Annotated in this window: 18 protein-coding genes; 13 read left to right on the top strand and 5 right to left on the bottom strand. The window is 62.6% G+C overall.

The features are described from left to right. Positions 1-88: 88 nt before the first annotated feature. The 5 genes from D9V29_RS01725 to D9V29_RS01705 all read left to right on the top strand — a co-directional run bounded on the left by D9V29_RS01725 (position 89) and on the right by D9V29_RS01705 (position 6,430). Entirely contained in the window at positions 89-1,483 is a 1,395-nt protein-coding gene (locus tag D9V29_RS01725) for a glycoside hydrolase family protein (RefSeq protein ID WP_147436206.1), read from the top strand. A 138-nt stretch (positions 1,484-1,621) separates the two neighbouring features. Beyond that, positions 1,622-3,346, top strand: coding sequence for a DUF4012 domain-containing protein (locus D9V29_RS01720; RefSeq protein ID WP_121671594.1), 1,725 nt, complete (start codon positions 1,622-1,624; stop codon positions 3,344-3,346). A gap of 265 nt (positions 3,347-3,611) precedes the next feature. After that, the gene (locus tag D9V29_RS01715) at positions 3,612-4,493 is read left to right on the top strand and encodes an LCP family protein (protein WP_183084878.1); all 882 of its coding nucleotides are present in this window, start codon (positions 3,612-3,614) and stop codon (positions 4,491-4,493) included. A 128-nt stretch (positions 4,494-4,621) separates the two neighbouring features. Further along, positions 4,622-5,614 carry an LCP family protein gene (locus D9V29_RS01710; protein ID WP_121671592.1) on the top strand — a complete coding sequence of 331 codons (993 nt, stop codon included), beginning with the start codon at positions 4,622-4,624 and terminating at the stop codon, positions 5,612-5,614. 105 nt (positions 5,615-5,719) lie between these two features. Further along, positions 5,720-6,430: a spermidine synthase gene (locus tag D9V29_RS01705; RefSeq protein ID WP_121671591.1), complete on the top strand. Its 711-nt coding sequence runs from the start codon at positions 5,720-5,722 to the stop codon at positions 6,428-6,430. Between the two features lie 103 nt (positions 6,431-6,533). Here the strand turns inward: D9V29_RS01705 and D9V29_RS01700 are convergent, their stop codons facing one another. The 4 genes from D9V29_RS01700 to D9V29_RS01685 form a co-directional block, all read right to left on the bottom strand. After that, a complete protein-coding gene (locus D9V29_RS01700) occupies positions 6,534-8,711 on the bottom strand; it encodes a metallophosphoesterase family protein (RefSeq protein WP_121671590.1) in 2,178 nt (725 codons plus the stop codon). A 252-nt stretch (positions 8,712-8,963) separates the two neighbouring features. Then, positions 8,964-10,895: a heavy metal translocating P-type ATPase gene (locus tag D9V29_RS01695; protein WP_220699910.1), complete on the bottom strand. Its 1,932-nt coding sequence runs from the start codon at positions 10,893-10,895 to the stop codon at positions 8,964-8,966. A 32-nt stretch (positions 10,896-10,927) separates the two neighbouring features. After that, positions 10,928-11,329, bottom strand: coding sequence for a cupin domain-containing protein (locus D9V29_RS01690; RefSeq protein ID WP_220699909.1), 402 nt, complete (start codon positions 11,327-11,329; stop codon positions 10,928-10,930). Between the two features lie 40 nt (positions 11,330-11,369). Next, positions 11,370-11,585, bottom strand: a complete 216-nt coding sequence (locus D9V29_RS01685; protein WP_121671589.1) for a heavy-metal-associated domain-containing protein — start codon at positions 11,583-11,585, stop codon at positions 11,370-11,372. Positions 11,586-11,707: 122 nt separating this feature from the next. Between D9V29_RS01685 and D9V29_RS01680 the strand changes: the two genes are divergently transcribed. Further along, positions 11,708-12,451: a Crp/Fnr family transcriptional regulator gene (locus D9V29_RS01680; protein WP_121671588.1), complete on the top strand. Its 744-nt coding sequence runs from the start codon at positions 11,708-11,710 to the stop codon at positions 12,449-12,451. Between the two features lie 162 nt (positions 12,452-12,613). Continuing rightward, positions 12,614-14,008: an HNH endonuclease gene (locus D9V29_RS01675; RefSeq protein WP_121671587.1), complete on the top strand. Its 1,395-nt coding sequence runs from the start codon at positions 12,614-12,616 to the stop codon at positions 14,006-14,008. 76 nt (positions 14,009-14,084) lie between these two features. Here D9V29_RS01675 and D9V29_RS01670 read toward each other — a convergent pair whose 3' ends face one another. Further along, a complete protein-coding gene (locus D9V29_RS01670; RefSeq protein ID WP_183084877.1) occupies positions 14,085-14,744 on the bottom strand; it encodes a GntR family transcriptional regulator in 660 nt (219 codons plus the stop codon). 119 nt (positions 14,745-14,863) lie between these two features. Here D9V29_RS01670 and D9V29_RS01665 point away from each other — a divergent pair, with 119 nt between their 5' ends. The 6 genes from D9V29_RS01665 (at position 14,864) to D9V29_RS01640 (ending at position 20,928) form a co-directional block, all read left to right on the top strand. Next, a complete protein-coding gene (locus tag D9V29_RS01665) occupies positions 14,864-16,219 on the top strand; it encodes an ABC transporter substrate-binding protein (protein ID WP_183084876.1) in 1,356 nt (451 codons plus the stop codon). A gap of 61 nt (positions 16,220-16,280) precedes the next feature. Next, positions 16,281-17,234, top strand: a complete 954-nt coding sequence (locus D9V29_RS01660) for a carbohydrate ABC transporter permease (RefSeq protein ID WP_121671584.1) — start codon at positions 16,281-16,283, stop codon at positions 17,232-17,234. A gap of 2 nt (positions 17,235-17,236) precedes the next feature. Next, positions 17,237-18,160 carry a carbohydrate ABC transporter permease gene (locus D9V29_RS01655; RefSeq protein ID WP_121671583.1) on the top strand — a complete coding sequence of 308 codons (924 nt, stop codon included), beginning with the start codon at positions 17,237-17,239 and terminating at the stop codon, positions 18,158-18,160. 47 nt (positions 18,161-18,207) lie between these two features. Further along, positions 18,208-19,719 (top strand): arabinosylfuranosidase ArfA, encoded by a 1,512-nt coding sequence (gene arfA, locus D9V29_RS01650; protein WP_121671582.1) that lies wholly within the window; start codon positions 18,208-18,210, stop codon positions 19,717-19,719. Positions 19,720-19,738: 19 nt separating this feature from the next. Further along, on the top strand, positions 19,739-20,209 hold the full coding sequence (locus D9V29_RS01645) for a CidA/LrgA family protein (RefSeq protein ID WP_121671581.1): 471 nt from the start codon (positions 19,739-19,741) through the stop codon (positions 20,207-20,209). A 5-nt stretch (positions 20,210-20,214) separates the two neighbouring features. Next, on the top strand, positions 20,215-20,928 hold the full coding sequence (locus D9V29_RS01640; RefSeq protein WP_229790418.1) for an LrgB family protein: 714 nt from the start codon (positions 20,215-20,217) through the stop codon (positions 20,926-20,928). Positions 20,929-21,012 lie beyond the last annotated feature (84 nt).

The following is a 21,012-nucleotide window of genomic DNA, read 5'->3' as shown; positions in this document are numbered from 1 at the left end:
GTGACTGGTGGAGGCTGACCACGTGGGTGGGTTGTCAACGAGACGGAATTGGCTCAAAGCTTCTATCCCGGCGCTGGGTGTCGGAATCGTGGCAGCGGGTATCGGAGCGCAGTCTGCCGTTTCGCTCGGTGACCAAACGATGCGGTCCGGTTCGTATACTGAACGAGATCTCGCCAAGCTACTGTCCGACGACGAAGCTGAGGCACGCGCGGTTCTCGATGCTCGATACTCTCGCGTCTATCAATGCGACGTGAGAGACTTTGGCGCTGTCGGCGACTATTCGGGCGAGGACCGAAATCAAGCCACTGACAACCTCGACGCCTTTCAACGTGCTCTTGATGCCGTAGAGCCGGGCGGCCGAGTCTTCGTGTCGCCCGGCAGGTATTACCTCTCAGACACCCTGGTCATTGACAAGACGATTGATTTCGACTGCGGGCGCGGTGGCTTCGAATCTGGAATGGGCGGTACGCAACTCCTCTGGGCCGCCGGGAAAACAGGACTACGCATTCGAGAGAATTCCGAAGGGCATCGACCGTCGGGCTATCGGATCGGCCCGTTCGAGCTGACTTCGCTTTCGGAGAGCACAACTCACGCTGAGGGTTATGGGATTCACTGCACAAACGGATTCGGCCAAATCGACGCCGTTTCCGTCAGTTCGTTTGGCTCGCATGGGATCTTCCTCCAGGCGGGCAAAGGCGTGGGTGGCGGGAACGTCAACAACAGCGATCTGCGCCGAGTCCGTTGCTATGGCAATCATGGCGATGGCATAAGGTGCGAAGGATCCGACGCCCAGCAAATACGGATCTGGGGACCCGATGTTGTGGCCAATCGGGGGTGGGGAATCAACATGGTGGGGTCGTCCGCCAACCGTGTCTACTCCCCCCACTTTGACCAGCAGTACTTTGAATCACCAGGTGCCATTCGCGACGCGGGAAACAGCAATACGTACGAGGATGTGTACACGGAATCCGGACGAGGAAGCGGCTCGAAGATCCTCCTTGATGCAGGCAGTCTTTTCGCCAGAGTGACGACGTCGCAGTACGCACGCCCTGAAGTCGTGGACAATACTCTCGTCAAGACGGCCCAGGTCATCGACGTGGAAACCGGGTTCGCGCGGCGCGTCGGCGTGCTCGGCGCTGAGGGGACTCAGGTGTTCCTTGATGCGGACGCTCAAGAAAGCGGAGTCGTACGTCTCCAGGTCGACGGTGAGACGAAGCTGTCGTGGCATGCGGAGACCGATGAGTGGATCACAGTGAGCCCGATTCGACCGCGGACATCTGGTGAGATCGACCTGGGTACTCCCGGTCACAGGTTCGGAAGTGCTCATTTCGAGTCCTTCGTGAGAATTGGTACGGTCGATGGCAACACCCGCCCATCCGCAGCTTCGGCGGGCGCGGGCGCAACACTTTTTGACCGTGCTCTCGGAAAACCAATCTGGTCGAATGGATCCTTCTGGATAGATGCAAACGGTCGAGCTATTTAGAAGTGGACTTAAGGTGATCGACACGTTGTTGGGCTTCACAGCGAGGTGCGCTTAGATGGACCCGTGGGCCGACGCGCTAAAACAACGAGAAAACCGCTCATCAAGAGCGCCCGTTTATGGGTTCCGACGGGACTCGTCTTGGCGTTCGTTGTGGTTGGCGGTCTCGTCGCACTGAACATGGTCCCTAAGGGACTCGAAGTTAAGCGGGAGCTCGAAGTCGCACTCCCGCTTGCCTCGCAGGTCAAGGCGCAGATCCTCGCCGGAGACACCGAGGCGGCGGGTGTGACGACGGCTGAACTGAATGCCCACACTGCTGCGGCCCGGGCACAGACGACGGGTCGAATGTGGTCCGCGCTCGAAAGTGTTCCCATTGTGGGCGCAAACCTCACGGCACTTCGTGTGGTTTCTGAGACCGCGGACGATCTCGCGGCGGACGCCATTGTGCCGGCGTCGAACATCAGTCTGGCCTCGCTGAAACCTGTGGATGGCCGATTCGACGTGACGGCGTTGACCGATTTGGGAACATTTCTCCAGTCGACGATTGACGCCGTAGAAGTGGCCGATGAGCGGCTCACATCGCTCGAATCCCCGTCCCTTCTGCCTCAAATATCGTCCGGAATCGAAAAGCTTTCGACGACGCTGGACGACGTTCGTCCGCTTCTCAGTGGGCTGATCAAGCCACTTTCCGTCCTCCCCGACGCGCTGGGAGCCAGCGGCCCACGGAACTATCTGATGATCTTCCAGGGCAATTCCGAGGCGCGTGCGTCGGGCGGGAACCCAGCCGCCATGACCAGGCTGACTGTGGCCGACGGCAAGATCGACATCACGGAGCAAGCGACAAGCAGCCAATTCTTCAATGATCGGCCCGACCCGATCGTCCCGCTCGATGCAGAGACCTCTGCCATCTACTCCGATACGGTCGGTGAGTGGATTCCGAATATTACGGCGACGCCTCATTTTCCAACGACCGTCGAGTTGGTCAAGGCGTACTGGGCAGAAGAATTTGGGAGCGACGTGCGCATCGACGGAGTCATCTCATTTGACCCGGTAGGCCTGAGCTACTTGCTGGGCGCAACCGGTCCGGTGTCTCTTGTAACAGGAGAAGCGCTGACAGCGGCGAATGCCGTTCCGCTGCTCCTGAACGAGGTCTACTTTCGCTACGCGCGCGCGGCCGAACAGGATGCCTTCTTTGCCGCCGCTGCCGTGTCGATCTTCGACGCCGTGAAATCTGGTACGGGCGACCCCAATGCCTTATTGGCTGCCTTGGCGAAGTCCGTCGATGAAGGTCGACTGAAGATCTGGAGTGGCAACGAGGCCGAACAGGAACTCATTGCCGGGACCCGGCTTCAAGGCGCGTTGCCCCAAGATAACTCGAATCAGACCGCTGTCGGAGTGTATTTCAACGACACCACGGGTTCGAAAATGGACTACTACGTCAACGCCTCCGTCGCGTCCTCAACGACGCAGTGCGAGTCGGCCAATGATGCACCCGCATTCTCTATTGACGTCACGCTGGCAAACGTGATTACGCGCGAGCAGGCCGCAGGTTTACCGCGCTACATAACAGGCCCGTACTATCAGCCGGGCTTCATCGCTACAGACTTTGTGGTTTACGGTCCCGTAGGTGCGACCATCGATTCTTGGTCCGTCAACGGGCAGCAAGTCGCGGCTGTGAGCGAAGGCACTCATCTCGGGAGACCGGTCGTGCGGATCAACCGCGTCATTGCTCCAGGGGAGTCATTAACGATCAGTTACAAGATGACCGGTGTGGCGGATTCGGAGTATGGGCCGCTCGACGTGCAGACCACTCCAATGGTCCGGCCGACGCCGGTGTCCATTGACGCTCCCGGCTGCAAAGAATAGGAAAGCGCTGACGGCTCCATCGGGGCTCAATGAAAGACTTCATGCCCTCTCGCGCCGGCGCCTCTAGGTTAGGTCACCGGTACTGGGGGTCTGGGCATGCCGCTCAGCCCGGTGAACACGAAGCTTGGTCTGCTTTGATGAGTTAGTGACGTTCCCCTTCGAGTTCAAAGAGCAGCCCGAGCGCAAGAGCCACGGGCTCCGCAACTTCCTTACTCTGATCGCAGCATTGCTCGTGATTGCCGTCGCTGTTGTGGGCGTTTACGTCGTGAACCTGTCGAGCACGTTCGACAGCGCCAAGAAAATCGCGGTGGAAGAGGTGTTTCCCGAGGAGACGACGCGGCCGGCCGTTGCTGAGAACAAATCGCAGAACATCCTCTTGATGGGGTCGGACAAAAGGGGCGAGCTTTCTGGCGATATCGATGACGCGAAAGGCAGCCGCTCCGACACCATGATGGTGGTGCATATCTCGTCGGATCGGGACAGCGTCCACGTGATGTCGATCATGCGCGACAGTTGGGTTGATATCCCAGGTCACGGTAAGGCGAAGATGAATGCCGCTCTCGCATACGGGGGAGTGCCGCTCGCGGTCCAGACGATTGAAGGACTCATCGGCTCCCGCATTGACCGCATCGCGATCGTCGACTTCGAGGGGTTCAAAGGCATCACCAATGCGCTCGGCGGCGTGGAGGTAGACAATCCTGTCGCATTCAAATCCTTCGAACAGGGGCTCAATACTCTGAACGGCGATGAAGCGCTCCAGTTCGTTCGGGAACGTAAATCGTTCGCGGACGGCGACTACCAGCGAGTTCGAAACCAGCAGATTTACATCAAGGGCGTGCTGCGCAAGATTCTCAGTGCGGAGACTCTGACCAACCCGGTGACCATCAACAACCTGGTTTCGTCGATGGCTCCGTTCCTGACGGTCGACTCGGGATTCTCCTCTACGTACGCAGGTAGCCTCGGGTTCGAGCTTCGGGACATCCGAATGGCTGACATGGCGTTCTTCACGATGCCGACCCTCGGCACAGGGATGCAGGGAGACCAGTCGGTCGTCAATGTTGACTGGGATCAGGTCGCGGTCATCAAGGAGCACTTCATCGACGACACTCTCTCGAAATATGAGGTTCCGGTCAGGCCAGCTGCTTAGGCGCGGCTCTCAATACCGCGGCTCTCCTCGATCGCTGCGTAGTCGATCACGAAGGTGAAGACCTGTATCAGCGGCGTGCATCGGGGCAAGGGGTCGTCGGTGATCAATTCATCTGGTTGGATACTAAGATGAGCGTTCCTCAGGATTATCTCGCAACCCCGCCGCCACGACGGTTTAGGTTCCCGTTGCGCACGGTACTGATCGTCATCGGGGTTTTTCTCGTGGTAGTCCTCGCTGCGCTCGGAGCATACGCCTACGGGTTGTCCGCCTCGTTCGATAGCGCGAAGAGGTTCGAGAAATCGTTCCCGGCGGAAGCCGATCGTCCGGCGGCTACGGATGATGCTTCCCAAAACATCCTGCTCATCGGTTCTGATGCTGGCGGCCCTGGGTCTGATCCGGGCGAGGTCGAAGGCACCCGCTCGGACACCATGATGGTGATCCATGTCTCAGGAGACCGCGAGAGCGTTCATGTGATGTCGCTCATGAAGGACAGCTGGGTCGAGATTCCGGGGCACGGCCAGGACCGTCTGAATACCGCTCTCGTCCTGGGCGGCGTTCCACTAGCGGTGCAAACCGTTGAGGGGGTGCTCGACGCTCGCATCGACCGCGTTGCGAGCGTCGACTTTGAAGGCTTCGCCGGGATCACCGACGCACTCGGGGGCGTCCAAGTGAATAATGAAGTTCCGTTCCGTTCGTTCGACAAGGGGCCGATAACGCTCAACGGGAAGCAGGCGCTTGAGTACGTCCGCGAAACCGATTCGTTCACCGACGGAGATATCCAGCGGCTCCGGAACCAGCAGGCCTTCGTCAAAGGGCTCATGGCCAAGTTCCTCAGTGCGGAGACTCTGACCAATCCGGGCAAGATCACCGAACTCATGTCGGCGGCCACTCCGTACCTCGAAGTCGACAGCGGATTCTCTTCCGGGTACGCAGTCGGCCTCGGCTTCGAACTGCGCAACCTCCGCATGGACGACGTCACGTTCTTCACCCTGCCCGTGATTGGCCCCGCAGACCATGGTGGAGAGGTGGCGATCGACGTCGACTGGAACCAGGTCGCTGTTGTTCGCGACCACTTCCGTGAGGACACCCTCGACGAGTACCGGCCGGTCGCGCAGCCTTAGAGGGTGGGGCCCGGGCCGCCCGTCTCGATACGCTCGCTGCCCGACGAATGTGGCTGGCGTGGGAGCATGGGGCATGCGCACTTACTCCCGAACCGCCGGCATCCGATGAGCCTCCGGTTCGAAGAACTCGCTTGGCAGGAGACCCCGCTCGGCGAGGTCAGCCTTCGGCGCCGCCACGACCCTGCCCTCGACGTCGACATCTACGAGGTCAAGCTCGGCGACGAGTTCCTCATGTCGAGCCTGTTCCCCGTCGCCGAGATCGAACTCGCCCACCTCGGCCTCGCTGCCGTCGAGGGTGACGCCCTCACCGTCGTCGTCGGCGGACTCGGCCTGGGCTACACCGCCGAAGCGGTCCTCACCCACGAACGCGTCTCCAGCATGACCGTCGTCGACGCGCTCGACGCCGTCATCGACTGGCACCAGCGCGAGCTGCTGCCGGTGTCCACCCCCATCGTGACGGATGCTCGCTCTCGCCTCGTCCACGACGATTTCTTTGCTCTCATGCGATCGGAGCCGGCATCCGATTCGCGCTACGACGCGATTCTCGTCGACATCGATCACTCGCCCCGCCACCTGCTCAACGAGAACTCCGCGGGCTTCTACACGGTGGAGGGTATCCAGCGGGCGGCTGCGCACCTCGAGCCCAGGGGAGCATTCGCGCTCTGGTCGGACGATCCGCCCGACGACGCCTACTCGGCGCTGCTGGCCGAGGTGTTCGACACCGTCGACGCGCACGTGGTCTCGTTCGCGAACCCGCTCACCGGCGGGACGTCCGCGAACACGGTGTACGTGGCATCCGCGGTTCGAGCTCGTTGACCGCACCGGTTGAGCAGTAGATGCTCTCAAACCTGGGTTTTTGGAGCAGCTACTGCTTAATGGATGCTTCGCCTCACCGAGTGTGGCCCTGCATCGTGAAGATCTAGGCCTTCGCTCGCGGGCGTCGCCACCACCAGAGTCCGGCGCCCGCAACAACAGCAGCGAGTGCGAGGCCGATCATGCCGAGAACGTTTGTGTTCGTGCCCGTGTTGGCGAGGTCGTCGGCGGAGTTCGCGGGATTCGCGGCATCCGTCGGGTCGGAACCGTCGGAGTCATCGGACCCATCAGGCCCTGCGGGAACCGTCGGCTCGGGCGACGGTTCCGGCTGAGGGGATGCTGTCGGTTCGGGCGACGGGACCGGCGCGGGAGCAGCGTTCGCGTCCATAACCTGGCCGTCGGCATCGAGGTAGACGACACGCTCACCCGAGGTCATCTCCCGACGCTCGACGCTCGCCAGCTCGTAGTCTGCGTCGAGAACCGGGAACACCGCGACGGGCGTCATGGTCATCCTTGCTGCCGGAACGAGACCGGATGCGAGCGCGTCACCGGAGTACGGTTCGATCCAGATGTCGAGGTGACCGTAGTGCTTGCCTCCGGATACCAGCTGTTTTACGCCCGTGGCATCCGTCTCCCACATCTCGGGTTCGTCGAGGTGCGCCATCCAGTCGGAGGCGGTGTTGAACCGGTACGGGGCGAAGGTGCCGTCGTCGAGTTCGATCATCTTCTCGCCGCGGAGCCCGTCGGATGCGACGCCGACATCCCAATGCCACACGCCCGTTCCGTCTCCGGCTTCGTCGACGTAGGATGCCTCGAACATCTCGTCGTGCCCGGAGATCACGGTCGAGACCCCGTACTTCTCCAGCAGGGGAGTGACGATGCGCATCGGGGTACCGGGCTGGTCATCCGGGTGGTCGTTGCCCATCGTGGTGCCGTGCACGCCGTTCGAGTACGCGACGTGGTGCCATTGCACGACGATCGTCTGACCCTGCGACCGGGCATCCTTCAGCTGCTTCTCGAGCCAGACGTACTGTTCAGAGCCCGGGTGGAACGCGGGCTGGTCGGGCTGCGCGCCCTCGGCGATCCAGCCGTTCTCGATCGCGACGGGGAAGTCGCGCTGGTACTCGGCGAGCGTGAATGACCCCTGCGTGTCTGTACCGTACTGCTCCGGTGTGAGGGTGGAGTCGTCGCCGGTCGAGGCCTCGGAGTCCGGTGCGGTGTCGGCCGTCGCGTCGGGCGAGCCGTTCGTGGCATCCACCGAGATCACGGTGACCGGACCGAAGTCGACCCGATGGTACGCGTCGAGGGCGTGCGGATTGTCCGACCCGAACGTGTCGAAGTACTGGTTGTACTCCATGCGTGAGCGCACGACCAAGGAGCGGTCGTCCGGTGTGCCGTAGCCATACACTTCGTGGTTGCCCAGCGACGTGATCAGCGGAACGGAGTCGAGAAGGTGGCCGTTGTCGCCGGCGAAGTAGCGAAAGAACTCGTCCCAGTGCGTCTGGCTCGATCCGCGCTCGACGAGGTCGCCCGCGAGCAGGAGGAGGTCCGGTTGCTGCTCAGCGATGACCTCGTTGTTGAGCCGCATCGCCACGTCTTCGGTGAGCATGTAATTCACTGCGTAAGCACCATTACGGATGCCGCCGCCAAACGTGGCATCCCACGCTGAACCTGCCTGTGGCCTCTCCTCCGACCCGGGGGCGAGGGTGACCGTCTGCTCCCACTCGCGGTTCGTGACACGCCCCTTAGGGTCGGTCTCGGAGTCGGCGTAGGCGATGACGTGGATCGGCTCAGTGAATCCCTCGTCGAAGGACGGCGATGTCGAGAAGGTGGCGTCGTGCGCGTATCCGTCGACAACGACGCGGTAGTCGTAGTCGGACCCGGGGGTGAGGCCTGTGAGGGTGTGGCTGTACCTGAACGGTTGATCGGCGCGGATCCATTCGCCCTGTGGCACGACGGTTCCGCGGCCGTTGTCGAAGGCTCCCTGTGTGAGCTCGGACTCCTGGTATGCGTTCACCGGGTTCAGTACGCCGCTGACCGTCGCCGTCGCCGTGCCGCTCGCGAGGCCGGGACCGGTGACCGTGATCTGGGCGTCTGTGCCGAGTTCGGTGAACCAGTTGATCGTCATTTCTGTCGTTGCCGGCTTCTGCAGATACGGCAGAATACGGAACCCCGCCCGCGGGTCGGGTGCAACGGTTTTGCCATCGACGACGATGGGCGTGGTGTTGGTCGACGCAAGCGCCGGCGACTCGAGTGACGGCTGTTCGCCGACTGCGGATGCCATCGGTACGGCTCCAATCGACAGTGCGGTTCCGAGCGCGAGAGTGAGGGTGAGCGCGCGTGTGCGGCGGCTGCGAGTTCTGTTGCGAGGGCTGTTCTGAGTCCTGTTGCCAGGGCGAGGGTGCGGGGTCAACGTGATCCTGTCTTCGGTGGTGGCTGTCCCCCCCAACCTAGGGACGCGCCGATTTCGACGTGCCGCGAGAGAACGAGAGTTCACTCGGGCGTCGAGAGAGGTTCACCTGGACCCCCGCTGGGCTTATCCGATGCGTTGCGCTGCCCGATCGCCGGCAATCGTGCGATCGCCACCGACGGGGTTGCGCACAGGATTCGCGTGCAGGCGGTTGATTCCCTTATCGCGATAGCGCACGAGACGCACGGCGTTGAGGATGACGATCAGCACGCTCGCTTCATGCACGAGCATTCCCGTTGACATGAAGACCTGATGCGTCAAAACACCGGTGAGCAGAAGCACGACGGTTCCGATGGCGATGACAGTGTTCTGCAGCATGTTGTGCACCGTCGCCTTCGCCAGGGAGTGCGCGTGCACCAACTGGTCGAACCGATTGCCCATCAGAATCACGTCAGCGGTCTGGATCGACACATCCGTTCCCGCCCCCATCGCGATTCCAACATCCGCCGTAGCGATGGCGGGAGCATCGTTGATGCCGTCGCCGATCATGCCGACGTGGTGCCCCTGCGCTTTCAATTCGCTGACGATGCGAACCTTGTCTTGTGGCAGCAGTTCGGACTCCGCGTGATCGATGCCCAACTGAGCTGCGACGAGCTCGGCGGTGTGCCTGTTGTCGCCGGTGAGCATGTAGAACTGCTTCACACCCCTGCCCCGCAGCGTCGCGATGGCCGCGGCCGCTTCGGGGCGGATCTGATCGGCGATCGAGATGATGCCAGCCAGGCGCTCATCGATCGTGGCGAAGACCACGGTGTTCCCGGCGCGCTCGCGCGCATCGGCATACTCGGCAAGCTCGTCGGGCAGGGCGACGTCAGTAGAGGCCAGCATCCGCTTGGATCCGACCGCGACCCGTCGAGAACCGACAATGCCGCGGATGCCTCCACCCGCGATCACCTCTACCTCGGTCGGTGATTCCCCGAGCGGGAGCCCGCGATTCTGCGCCTCCTCGACAACCGTGCGGCCCAGCGGATGCTCCGACGCGCGTTCCAGCTGCGCCGCGAGTGCCAGCACGGTCGATTCGTCGGTGTCGACCGTTCGGATCTCGGTGATCTCCGGGCGGCCCATCGTCAGGGTGCCGGTCTTGTCGAAAACGAGCGTGTCGATTTTCGAGAGCCGCTCGAGGGCATCCCCGCCCTTGACCAGCACACCGTGACGGGCGCCGTTCCCGAGCCCGGCCACCATCGAGACCGGGGTTGAGATGACCAACGCACCCGGGCAGGCGATGACCAGGAACGTGAGGGCGAACTCAACGTCACGTGTGACGACAACCACCAGCACGGAAAGAACGATGATCGCTGGCGTGTAGACGTTGGCGAACTTGTCGAGGAACCGTTGCGCCTTGGTCTTGGTCTCCTGCGCTTCTTCGACCAGCTCGATGATCTGGGCAAAAGTTGTATCGTCGCCGATCCGGTCTGCAACCACCTCGATGTAGCCATTGTCGAGGATGGTGCCGCTGTAGACCGTGTCGCCGGTGGTCTTCGATCGAGGCACGGGCTCGCCGGTGATTGTGGCTTCGTTAAGGAGGCCCTGGCCAGAGACGATGGTGCCGTCCACCGCGACCTTGCCGCCCGTCTGAACGAGCACGTGATCACCCTCGATGATGTCGTCAACGGCAAGGGTGACCGTCTGCCCGTCTCGGACTACCTGAGCCTCCTGCGGCGCCATGTCGACCAAATCCCGCAGAGACCGCCGTGTCTTCTCCAGGGTTCGCACTTCGAGGTACGCCCCGAAGACGAAGAGGAACGAGACGACGGCGGCTTCGACATATTCGCCGATGACGAGGGCGCCGATTACGGCGATCGTCACGAGCAAATCGATGCTGAATGCCTTGGCTTTGGCTGCCTTGTAGGCGCTGATCGCTGTCGGTGCTCCGGCGATGACGCTGGCGATGAAGAGCGCCGTGTCCCGAGCGACGACCCACTCCATGAGATGGAGCACGACGGCGAGCAGGAGCAACCCACCGCTGACGGCGGCGATCTGTGCCTTCACTTTTCCGGTCACGACGATCCTTTGTTCAGTTGGGTGGTGGCGGGCTATCGGGTGGGTGGTTCGTCCTGCCCCGATTCCTCCGCGGCATCCGCTTCTTCCTTTGTCGCGTACGCGGCCCCGACGGCGTGCTCGGGTGGGCTGTAGACGGTGTAGAGAACGAGGGGCTCGTCGCCGGTGTTGACGAAGTTGTGTCGGGTGCCCGCGGGAACAGCGCAGACGTCGCCGGGGTCAAGACGGTGCTTCTCGCCCCCGACGGTGCCTTCACCCGTGCCGCTGATGAAGCTGAGCAGCTGGTCGGTGTGTTCGTGGGTCTCGTCGCCGATCTCGCCGCCCGGTGGGATTGTCATCATCACGAGCTGGCTATGGACGCCGGTCCACAGCACGCGCCTGAAGTCAGTGTTCTCTGTGGCGATATCGGGCATGGTGAAGTGGAGAAAGTGGTCCATGGAAGTGCCTTTCGCTGGTTCGTGAGATTCGTGTTGCTGGCTATTTCTGGGCCAGTACGGGATAACCGAGGTCGGTGATGGTTTTGGCGATGTCGTCCGCGCTGATTCTGGAGTCATCGAAGGCGACCTTGACCTTGTTCGAGTTGAACATGACCTGGGTCGAGTCCACTCCGTCCTTCTTGCTGACGACGGACTCGATCTTCTTCACGCACGACGGGCACGTGAACGGTTCGGTCTCAAACTTGACGGTGCGCATGTGATGTCCTCGTCCTTCTCGATGAAGCGTTGTCTAATCAGTGAACCGCGCTCGATCCGTTCGCGCCTTGATCTACATCAAGTAGCGAAAGACCGGTGGAGACGGGTTGATAGCCTCAAGGCATGTCTGCCCATGCTCCTGGCCCCGAAACGGATGCTGTCCGCACCTGCTCCGTCGACGTTCGGATGCATGTGCTCACCCACGTTCCCTACTTCGCCGGCCTCACAATCGATGAGGTCGCCGACGTCAACGCTCTGATGCAGGTGCGCTGGCACGACGAAGACGACTCCATCTACCAGGCCGGGCAGGATGGGTCAGAGCTCCACGTTCTGGCATCGGGCCGGGCAAAGGTCTTCCGGCCGTCTGCGTCAGGTCACGATGTGGTGGTCGATCTCGTCGGCCCAGGCGATAGTTTTGGCACCCTCCGGTCCCTGGGCTCCGGTCGCTATACAGATACAGCCCAGAGTTTGACTCGCTCCTGTGTCCTGACGCTCTCGAATGCCGACTTTCACCGGGTCTTGGCGCGGCATCCGCAAGTGGCGCTTGCCGTGGTCGAAGATCTGGCGGCCCGACTCGAGCAGTCGCACCGCGTCATCCGTCAGTTGTCGGCGGACACGGTCGAACAACGAGTGGCAGCTGCCCTGTTGTCGCTCGTGAGCAAACTCGGGTGCACAGCAGTGGACGGATCGGTGCGTGTCTCTCTGAGTCGGGCCGATCTAGCGGCGATGACCGGAACCACCATCGAAAGTGCCAGCAGGGTGGTCAGCCGACTGCGATCTCACGGAGTGATCGCCACTGGGCGGGGCTGGACCTCGATCATCGACTCAGAACGGTTGCGAACTGTCGCCGAAGGTACCCAGCTCTGACTCTGTTCTGACGGTGCTCGTACGCTGCTTCGACCCTGCTCTTCACAAGCCTGTCACGGCGATTCCTCCACAGTTAAGTTTTCTCGGATAGTTATCCCCATCGGCCTTTTCTCGACGGTCTTGGCACGCGCAAATGTCGGTGGTGGGGTGTTCACTGGGGGTATGAACAGCCAGGCGAGCGGTGGATTTCCGGAGACAATCTCTCCGGGTGCCGCGTCCTGCGCGGGCGGTCCGGGTGCGTCGCCGTTGGATGCCGACCTCACCACTTTGGCTGGTCTCAGTGCCGACGAACTCCTGGCACTCACGGCAGATGCAGCAGGCGTACTGCGGAGGGCCGAGGCTGTTCTGATCGCGTGCAGTAACGAGGTCGCGAGCCGCTCGGATCGTGCGCTCGGCTCGAGTGGCCTTGCCGCCCGGCACGGGTTCGGCCGCGCGTCGCAACTGCTGGAACAGGTCACGGGCGTGTCGGCGCGTTCGGCATCGCGGTACATCCGGGTGGGTGCGCTGACGGGTCAGAGGGTGGCCGATACGGGGTTGCCGTTGCCGGCGTTGTTCCCGCGGGTCGGCGAGGCGCTCGCCGCAGGGCTGATCGGGATGGATGCCGCCGAGGCGATCACCCGCGAACTCAGCCTCGCCGCTCCCCGGGCCGATCTGGATCTGCTGACAGCAGCCGAAGAGGCGCTGGTGGGGCAGGCGACGGGTGAGGCGGTGTCCGAAGGCCTGGCATTGCCGGCAGATCTCGTTGCCGGGCAGGCCCGGTTATGGCGAGACGCCCTCGACCCGAACGGCATCGAACCGCGGGCAGACGAGGCGTTCTCGAAGCGTGACCTCTGGGTGTCTCGTGTTGCGCAAAACGGTGTGGTGCCGTTTGGGGGCAAACTGACCGTCGACGTCGCCGCCAAGCTGCACACGTTGTTCGACGCGATGCTCACGCCGCGGACTGCGCCCCAGTGCCTGACAGAAGACGAGGAACAAAAGCTTCACGACACAGATGCTCCAGGCCGGCCAAAGGATTCCCGAACTCCGGGTCAGCAGAGAGCGGACATCTTCGCGTCGATGATCGACTCGCTGGCGAGATCGGGCGATGTGCCGACCATCAGCGGGTCGGCGCCGACGGTGCTGGTCACCGTCTCGGCGGAGGTGCTCGAGAACAAGCAGGGCACGGGAGCGGTCGTCGGCGTAGCGGACCGGATCCCCTACTCCTCGATCGAACAGATCCTGTGTGATGGAGGCACCCAGCCGGTGGGGCTCGGGGCCCACGGCGACGTTCTCCGTCTTGGTCGCTCGCGACGTCCGTTCAGCAGGCGGCAGAAACTGGCGATCATCGCCCGAGATGGTCCCACCTGCTTTGAGTGTGACGTCCCGGCGAGCGGGTGTGAGGTGCACCATGTCGTTCCCTGGTCACACGGCGGCGAGACGGATGTGTCGAACGGGGTGATCCTCTGCTGGTACGACCATCACAAGATGCACGCCTCGGAGTGGAAGATCGAGATGGTGAACGGCAAGCCGATCAGCATCCCGCCGCCGTGGGTGAAGCGGATGCCGTACTTCCGGTGAGGCGGATGGCCGTACTTCCGGTGAGGCTGACGGCCGTACTTTTGGTGAGGCTGGCCGTCAGCGCACGGGGGCGTGATCAGACGCTCGCCCACCGTCCCGTGATGTCGAGGTGCTGACGGAGCTGCTCCCGGTACGCACCGGTGTCACGCTTCGCCAGGTGCTCATGCATGAGGCGGTGATCATCGAACCATTGCTCCTGCAGGGTGGCGTTTCGACGGAGTGCACGAACGCGCACACGGTGCAGTCTGTCACCCGAGGTCCACAGAAGGTTGGACAGGATCGGGTTGTGAGTTTCGCCCACGATGATGCCGTGGAATTCGGCATCCAGTTCGAGGAATCGTGCGGGATCCAGGGGATCGAACGTTGCCCGCTGCTCATTGAGGTTCGTCTGTAGCCGGGCGTCCAGGTCCGTAAGTCGCACATCGGCGAGTGCGGCGATGCGTTCCCCGGCGTAGCCCTCCACGAGGTTGCGTGTCTCAAGAACGGCATCGGCCTCGGCGACGGTGATCGGTGTGATGACAGCACCGCGCCGGGGGTGCAGCACCACCAGTCCCTGAGCGGCGAGTCGCACCAGCGCTTCGTGCACCGGAGTGACGCTCACCCCCAGATCAGCAGCAAGATCGCGCTCCCGCACGGGGAAGCCTTCCTCGAGTGTTCCCTCGAGGATGCGGTTGCGGATCTGCTGGTAGACACGCTCGACCGCAGAGACCGTCGACGAGTCAGAAAAGGAAGCCATGTCGTCGAACATATCGGCCAAACTGCAATATCTAAAGTATTTGCTTGCAATACTTTCGCAATTTCGTGCAGGATGAGTTCACCCTCGCACCATCGGCAATGTCGCTGAAAGGACATGATGTGAAACGCAAAGTCGCAGCTCTCACCGCAATCTCCGCCCTCGCCCTCGGGCTCGGAGGCTGTGCATCCACCGCAGGAGAAGGAGGAGGAAGCACCGCTGACCGGAACCTCTCGTGCACGAACACGATCGTCAACGAAGAGGCAGAGCAGGTTCTCCTCTGGGCCTGGTACCCGGCCTTCGAATCGGTCGTGGACGAGTTCAACAACACGCACGACGATGTCCAGGTCTGCTGGAACAACGCCGGCGTCAACATTGACGAGTACACCAAGCTCAACACCGCGCTCAAAGCCGGCAGCGGAGCACCCGACGTCGTCATGATCGAAGCGGCGATCGTGCCGAGCTACACGCTCCAGGATGCCTTCCTCGACCTCACCGAATACGGTGCGGGCGACGTGGAGAAGAACTACACCGAAGGCGCCTGGTCCGACGTATCGAACGACAACGGCGTCTTCGCCATCCCCGTCGACGGTGGTCCGATGGGCATGCTCTACCGCTCAGACATCTTCGAGCAGTACGGCGTTGCTGTGCCCACCACGTGGGAGGAATTCGCTGAAGCAGGCCGCCAGCTCCGGGCGAACGGCTACGAGGGATACATCACCAACTTCCCGACGAACGGCAAGGCGTACATCCAGTCGCTCTTCGCACAGAATGGCGCCGAACCCTATGAGTACGACGCCACTGACCCGGAGTCGATCGGGATCAACCTCGACTCGCCTGAGGTCATCGAGGTGCTGGAGTACTGGGAGGCGCTCGTCGACGAAGGACTCGTCAGCAGTAACGACCGTACGACCGCCGAAGACAACGCCCGCATGCTCGACGGAACCTACGCGACGTACATCGCGGCAGCATGGGGCCCCGGCTACCTCCAGGGTCTTGTCGAAGGCGGCGTTCCTGAGGGTAAGTGGCAGGCTGCACCGCTGCCGCAGTGGGATGCTTCCGACCCGGTCGACGTCAACTGGGGAGGTTCGACCTTCGCCGTGACCAAGCAGGCGGCCAACCCTGAGCTCGCCGCGAAGGTTGCCATGGAGATCTTCGGCACCGATGAGGCGTGGAAGATCGGCATCGAAGAGGCGACCCTCTTCCCGCTGTGGAAGCCCGCCCTCGAAGCTGACTACTTCACCAACTACGAGCACCCGTTCTTCGGCGGACAGACAATCTACAAGGATGTCTTCGTCGACGCGGCAGATGGCTACAAGGGCTTCACGAACACGCCCTTCCAGAACTTCGTCTACGACAAGACCAACGAAGAGCTGGCATCCATGGTTCAGGGCAAGTCAAGCGCGGAAGAAACCGCGAAGTCCCTCGAGTCGCTGCTGAGCGACTACGCCACCCAGCAGGGCTTCACGGTCCGCTAGATATCCGTACCGGTCGGGGCGGCACACTGCCGCCCCGACCCCCACGCTAGGAACGCTCATCGTGTCTCACACTCTTGAAGCAACGAACGCTCCGGGCGCCGCAAGGCCCGGAAAGCCGAAACAGCACCGCAAGCGCCCGACGGTCGCCCGTCGGCGCAACCTCATCGGATGGTCCTTCGTCGCACCCTTCGGTGTGGTGTTCGTCGCCCTCCTCATCCTGCCCCTCGCCTACGCCTTCTGGCTCAGCCTTCAAACCGAGACGCTCGCCCAGGGAAACACCTTCACGTGGTTCGACAACTACGTACGGGCGTTCTCCGACCCTCTGTTCCTCGAAGGTGCGCGCTTCGTCGTTCTCTTCTCTATCGTGGTCATCCCGGTCCAGATGCTGGTGTCGCTCATCGCTGCGCTCATCATCGACAGCCTCACGACCCGCCTCGCGCGCATCTCGCGTGTCCTGATCTTCATTCCCTACGCGGTGCCCGTCGTCATCGGCGCCCTGATGTGGGGCTTCCTCTACAGCCCGAGCTTCGGCCCGGGTGCTGAGATCTTCGGTCTCTTCGGACTCGTCGCCCCCAACCTGCTCTCGCCGGACGGCATCTTCTTCGGCCTCATCAACATCGTGAGCTGGCAGTGGGCCGGTTACTACATGATCATCATCTACTCGGCGCTGCAGGGCATCGATCCAGCACTCTACGAAGCCGCGAAACTCGACGGTGCCAGCAAGCTTCAGATCGCCCTGCGAATCAAGGTGCCGATGGTCGCATCCTCGCTGGTCCTCATCCTTGTCTTCGCGCTGATCCACACGCTGCAGTTCTTCACCGAACCGCACATCCTCAAGAGCATCGCCTCCGGAGCGATCGACGCGTCATTCACGCCGAACATCTACGCCTACAACCTGGCGTTCTCGTACACCCAGTTCAACTACGCGTCAGCGATCTCCTTCGCCCTGGGAATCATCGTGTTCATCGGGTCGTACATCTTCCTTGTTTCCACTCGTAAGAGGAGCGGACTGTAATCATGGCAACAACACTGGTTCCCTCGACGCCCAAGGCCGGCCGGGCGGCTGCTGCGTCCGGTCCACGTCGCGAAGTCGGCGAACGCCGGCCCCTGTTCCGCAGCATCGTGCTCATCGGGATGTGCTTCTACTTCCTCGTCCCGCTGTGGTGGCTCATCGTTGCAAGCACGAAGACCGTCAACGGGTTGTTCAACGGCTCGGCTGGCTCGCTCTGGTTCGACAAGAACATCGACCTCTTCGGCAACCTGGCACAGCTCTTCAACCAGAGCGGCGGCATCTACCTGCAGTGGCTCGGCAACTCCTTCCTCTACGCCCTCACCGGAGGCGTCGGGGCAACCGTGCTCGCCGTCCTGGCCGGCTACGGATTCGCGAAGTACGCCTTCCGCGGTCGCAATGTCAGCTTCGCTCTGCTGCTGGGGTCGGTCATGGTCCCCGTCACCGCACTGGTGCTTCCCACCTTCGTGCTGTTCAGCGCAATCGGTCTCAACAACACGATCTGGGCGGTGATTCTCCCGTCGCTGCTCAGCCCGTTCGGTGTGTACCTCATGCGGGTGTACGCGCAGGATGCCGTGCCGGACGAGCTCATCGAAGCGGCTCGTATCGACGGCGCCGGCGACGCGAAGATCTTCTTCAGCATCGCTCTGCCACTGCTGCGACCGGCGATCGCCACCGTTCTGCTCCTCTCGATCGTCGCGACCTGGAACAACTACTTCCTCCCGCTCGCCGTGCTCTCCGACCCGAAGCTGTTCCCGGTGACGGTAGGCCTCGGCCAGTGGCTCCAGCTCTCCGCCGCAGCCGGCGGTGGCCAGCAGCTGTGGAACCTCATCGTCATCGGCGCGCTCGTGTCTGTCATCCCGCTGATCCTGGCGTTCGTCTTCCTCCAGCGCTACTGGCAGGGCGGGCTCTCGCTCGGCAGCCTCAAGTAGCACCCACTCTCTCCTCTCTGATCGCACCCACACGTAAGGACTCCTCCATGGCGCACGCCCACATCGACCTCGATCCTCGATTCACGATCGGTCCCGTTCAACGCCGGCTCTTCGGCTCCTTCGTCGAGCACCTGGGACGCTGCGTCTACACCGGGATTTACGAGCCGGGGCACCCCACCGCCGACGAAGACGGTTTCCGGGGCGATGTGCTGGAGCTGGTGAAGGAACTGGGCGTGAGTGCCATCCGCTACCCGGGAGGCAACTTCGTTTCGGGCTACCGCTGGGAAGATGGGGTCGGCCCGAAGGAGGAGCGGCCACGGCGCGTGGATCTGGCGTGGCACTCGCTCGAGACCAACGAGTTCGGTCTCGATGAGTTCGCACGCTGGGCCGACAAAGCCGGCAGCGAGGTGATGTACGCGGTGAACCTCGGCACCCGCGGTGTGCAGGAAGCTCTGGACGTGCTCGAGTACTCCAACATCAAGGAGGGCACGACTCTGTCTGACCAGCGCGTGGCCAACGGAGCCCCCGAGCCGCACAACATCCGGATGTGGTGCCTCGGTAACGAGATGGACGGCCCGTGGCAGCTCGGCCATGTGAGCGCAGATGACTACGGAAAGATCGCGGCGAAGACCGCGAGCGCCATGCGTCAGATGGATCCCACCCTCGAGCTTGTCGCGTGCGGCAGTTCGAAGCCGATCATGCCGACGTTCGCCGAGTGGGAACGCGTCGTACTCCACCACACGTACCAGCACGTCGACTACATCTCCGCCCACGCCTACTACGAAGAACTCGACGGCGACCTCGACAGCTTCCTCGCGTCGGGCGCCAACATGGACGAGTTCATCGAGTCGCTCGTCGCCACCATCGACCACGTCAAGGCCGCGCTGAAGAGCGACAAGACCATAAACATCTCGTTCGACGAGTGGAACGTCTGGTACAACAAGCGCTGGCACACCGAGGACAAGCCGAGAAACGCAACCGACTGGCATTACGCACCCCGGCTGCTCGAGGACCAGTACTCGGTGGCGGATGCCGTCGTGTTCGGCAGCCTCCTCATCTCGCTTCTCAAGCACGCTGACCGCGTGACATCCGCCAGCCTCGCCCAGTTGGTCAACGTGATCGCCCCGATCATGACCGAACCGGGTGGTGCAGCCTGGCGCCAGACGATCTTCTACCCGTTCGCTGAGGCATCCCGACTGGCCACTGGAGAGGTTCTGCGGTTGAACCTCAGCAGCGACACCTACGAAACCGAGAAGTACGGAACGGTCAACCGCGTGGATGCCATCGCCACCCACGACGCCGAAACGGGCGCTGCGGCTGTGTTCCTCGTCAACCGCGGCGCCGACGAATCGGCAACGGTGACGATCGACCTCGGTGCCCTCGTGGATGGCAAGTCCGTGACCGCGACGACACTGACGGATGACGACGTCTACGCATCAAACAGCCTCGAGGCTCCGGAGCGCGTCGTTCCGCGGGCGAATGAAGAGCTGACGGTTGAAGACGGTCGGTTGACCATCACTCTGCCGGCGGTGTCGTGGACGACACTGACGATCTCCTGATCTACGACGAGGGGTAACGGTGACTGGGGGAGGGGTACGGCGGCAGGTTGCTGCGCCGACCCCACCCGAGGCGCCGACAGCACGGGTGCAGGAGCGCCGGCAACCGCGTGAACGGGTTCGAACCGTCGCCCGTGCGGCAGCCGGCATCCTGCTCCTGATCGCTTGCTACGCGTCGGGTGAGTTTCTCGCCGGATGGTTGCGCCTGCCTGTGCCGGGGTCGGTGATCGGAATGGTCATCATGTTCGTGGTTCTTTGCCTCCAGCCGGCCCAGATCTCGGACCGTATCGTCGTGCCGATCTCCGAGAAGCTGGTGTCGCTCATCCCATTTCTGCTGGTTCCGGCGGCCGTTGGCATTGTCGCGCACATTCCCGAGGTGGTGCGCGATGCTCCGGCCCTGATCACCGCGGTGGTCGGCGGCTGGCTGGCGACGATCCTCGTCACAGCGCTCGCCGCGAAGTACCTGCTCGGGCGAATTCGGAGGAAGGGGTGACGGGCATGTGGGAGCAGTTCCTCGCATCGCCGGTGTTCGGCATCGCGGTGACGGTCGTCGGCTTCGCCCTGGCGGTGTTGTTCTCCCGAGTCCTGCGTGATCCCGCCTGGGCGAACCCGATCCTGTGGGCCTCGGCTGCCATCGTGACGTTGCTGCTCATCGCGCGGATCGACTACGGCCAGTACATGGTCGGCGGAGCGTTCTTCGCTCCCGTGCTCGGCGTCGCCGTCGTGGCGCTCGCAGCACCTCCGTTTCGACACCGGCGGCTTCTCAAGGGCACATCCGGCGCAATCATCCTTGCCGTCGGGCTCGGGTCCCTCGTCGGTGTCGTTGTCACGGTTGCACTGGCGTTTGCCCTGGGCGGGAGCGAGCAGACCATCCTCTCGGTCGCACCGAAACAGGCGACATCTCCCGTGGCACTCGGCGTTGCAACGTTGTCGGGAGGATCGGGCGAGATGGCTGCTGTGCTCGCCGTCCTGACGGGAATTCTCGGCGCGACAGCCGGGCCGGGGATGCTGCGGCTCCTGCGGTTCGACGACGCGCGTTCGCGAGGGCTCGCGATGGGTGTCTCAGCGCACGCCATCGGGACGGCGCGAATCAACGCCACCGAGCCTGTAGCCGGTGCATTCGCAGTCGTTGGCATGGTGCTGGCTGCGCTCTTCGTCACGGTTCTGGTGCCGATCACGTTCGCTGTGGTGGGCTTCGTTCAGAGGCTCTAGGTCTGAGGCTCGCGGTATCCCCACCGAGATGCCAGTAGTGGCCCCAAAATCTCGATGTTGGGGCCACGAGTGGAATCTCGATTC

Source organism: Mycetocola manganoxydans (assembly GCF_003667545.1).
GTDB classification, from domain to species: Bacteria; Actinomycetota; Actinomycetes; order Actinomycetales; family Microbacteriaceae; genus Mycetocola_A; species Mycetocola_A manganoxydans.
This window is presented reverse-complemented; position numbering and strand designations above follow the sequence as displayed.

What these genes read in the sequence shown, in the direction of transcription:
- D9V29_RS01680 (WP_121671588.1), top strand. Translation starts at nt 11,708, where the DNA reads ATGTCTGCCCATGCTCCTGGCCCCGAAACGGATGCTGTCCGCACCTGC.
- D9V29_RS01655 (WP_121671583.1), top strand. Translation starts at nt 17,237, where the DNA reads ATGGCAACAACACTGGTTCCCTCGACGCCCAAGGCCGGCCGGGCGGCT.
- D9V29_RS01670 (WP_183084877.1), bottom strand. Translation starts at nt 14,744, where the DNA reads ATGGCTTCCTTTTCTGACTCGTCGACGGTCTCTGCGGTCGAGCGTGTC.
- D9V29_RS01710 (WP_121671592.1), top strand. Translation starts at nt 4,622, where the DNA reads ATGAGCGTTCCTCAGGATTATCTCGCAACCCCGCCGCCACGACGGTTT.
- D9V29_RS01690 (WP_220699909.1), bottom strand. Translation starts at nt 11,329, where the DNA reads ATGGACCACTTTCTCCACTTCACCATGCCCGATATCGCCACAGAGAAC.
- arfA (WP_121671582.1), top strand. Translation starts at nt 18,208, where the DNA reads ATGGCGCACGCCCACATCGACCTCGATCCTCGATTCACGATCGGTCCC.
- D9V29_RS01705 (WP_121671591.1), top strand. Translation starts at nt 5,720, where the DNA reads ATGAGCCTCCGGTTCGAAGAACTCGCTTGGCAGGAGACCCCGCTCGGC.
- D9V29_RS01675 (WP_121671587.1), top strand. Translation starts at nt 12,614, where the DNA reads ATGAACAGCCAGGCGAGCGGTGGATTTCCGGAGACAATCTCTCCGGGT.
- D9V29_RS01640 (WP_229790418.1), top strand. Translation starts at nt 20,215, where the DNA reads ATGTGGGAGCAGTTCCTCGCATCGCCGGTGTTCGGCATCGCGGTGACG.
- D9V29_RS01685 (WP_121671589.1), bottom strand. Translation starts at nt 11,585, where the DNA reads ATGCGCACCGTCAAGTTTGAGACCGAACCGTTCACGTGCCCGTCGTGC.
- D9V29_RS01700 (WP_121671590.1), bottom strand. Translation starts at nt 8,711, where the DNA reads ATGGCATCCGCAGTCGGCGAACAGCCGTCACTCGAGTCGCCGGCGCTT.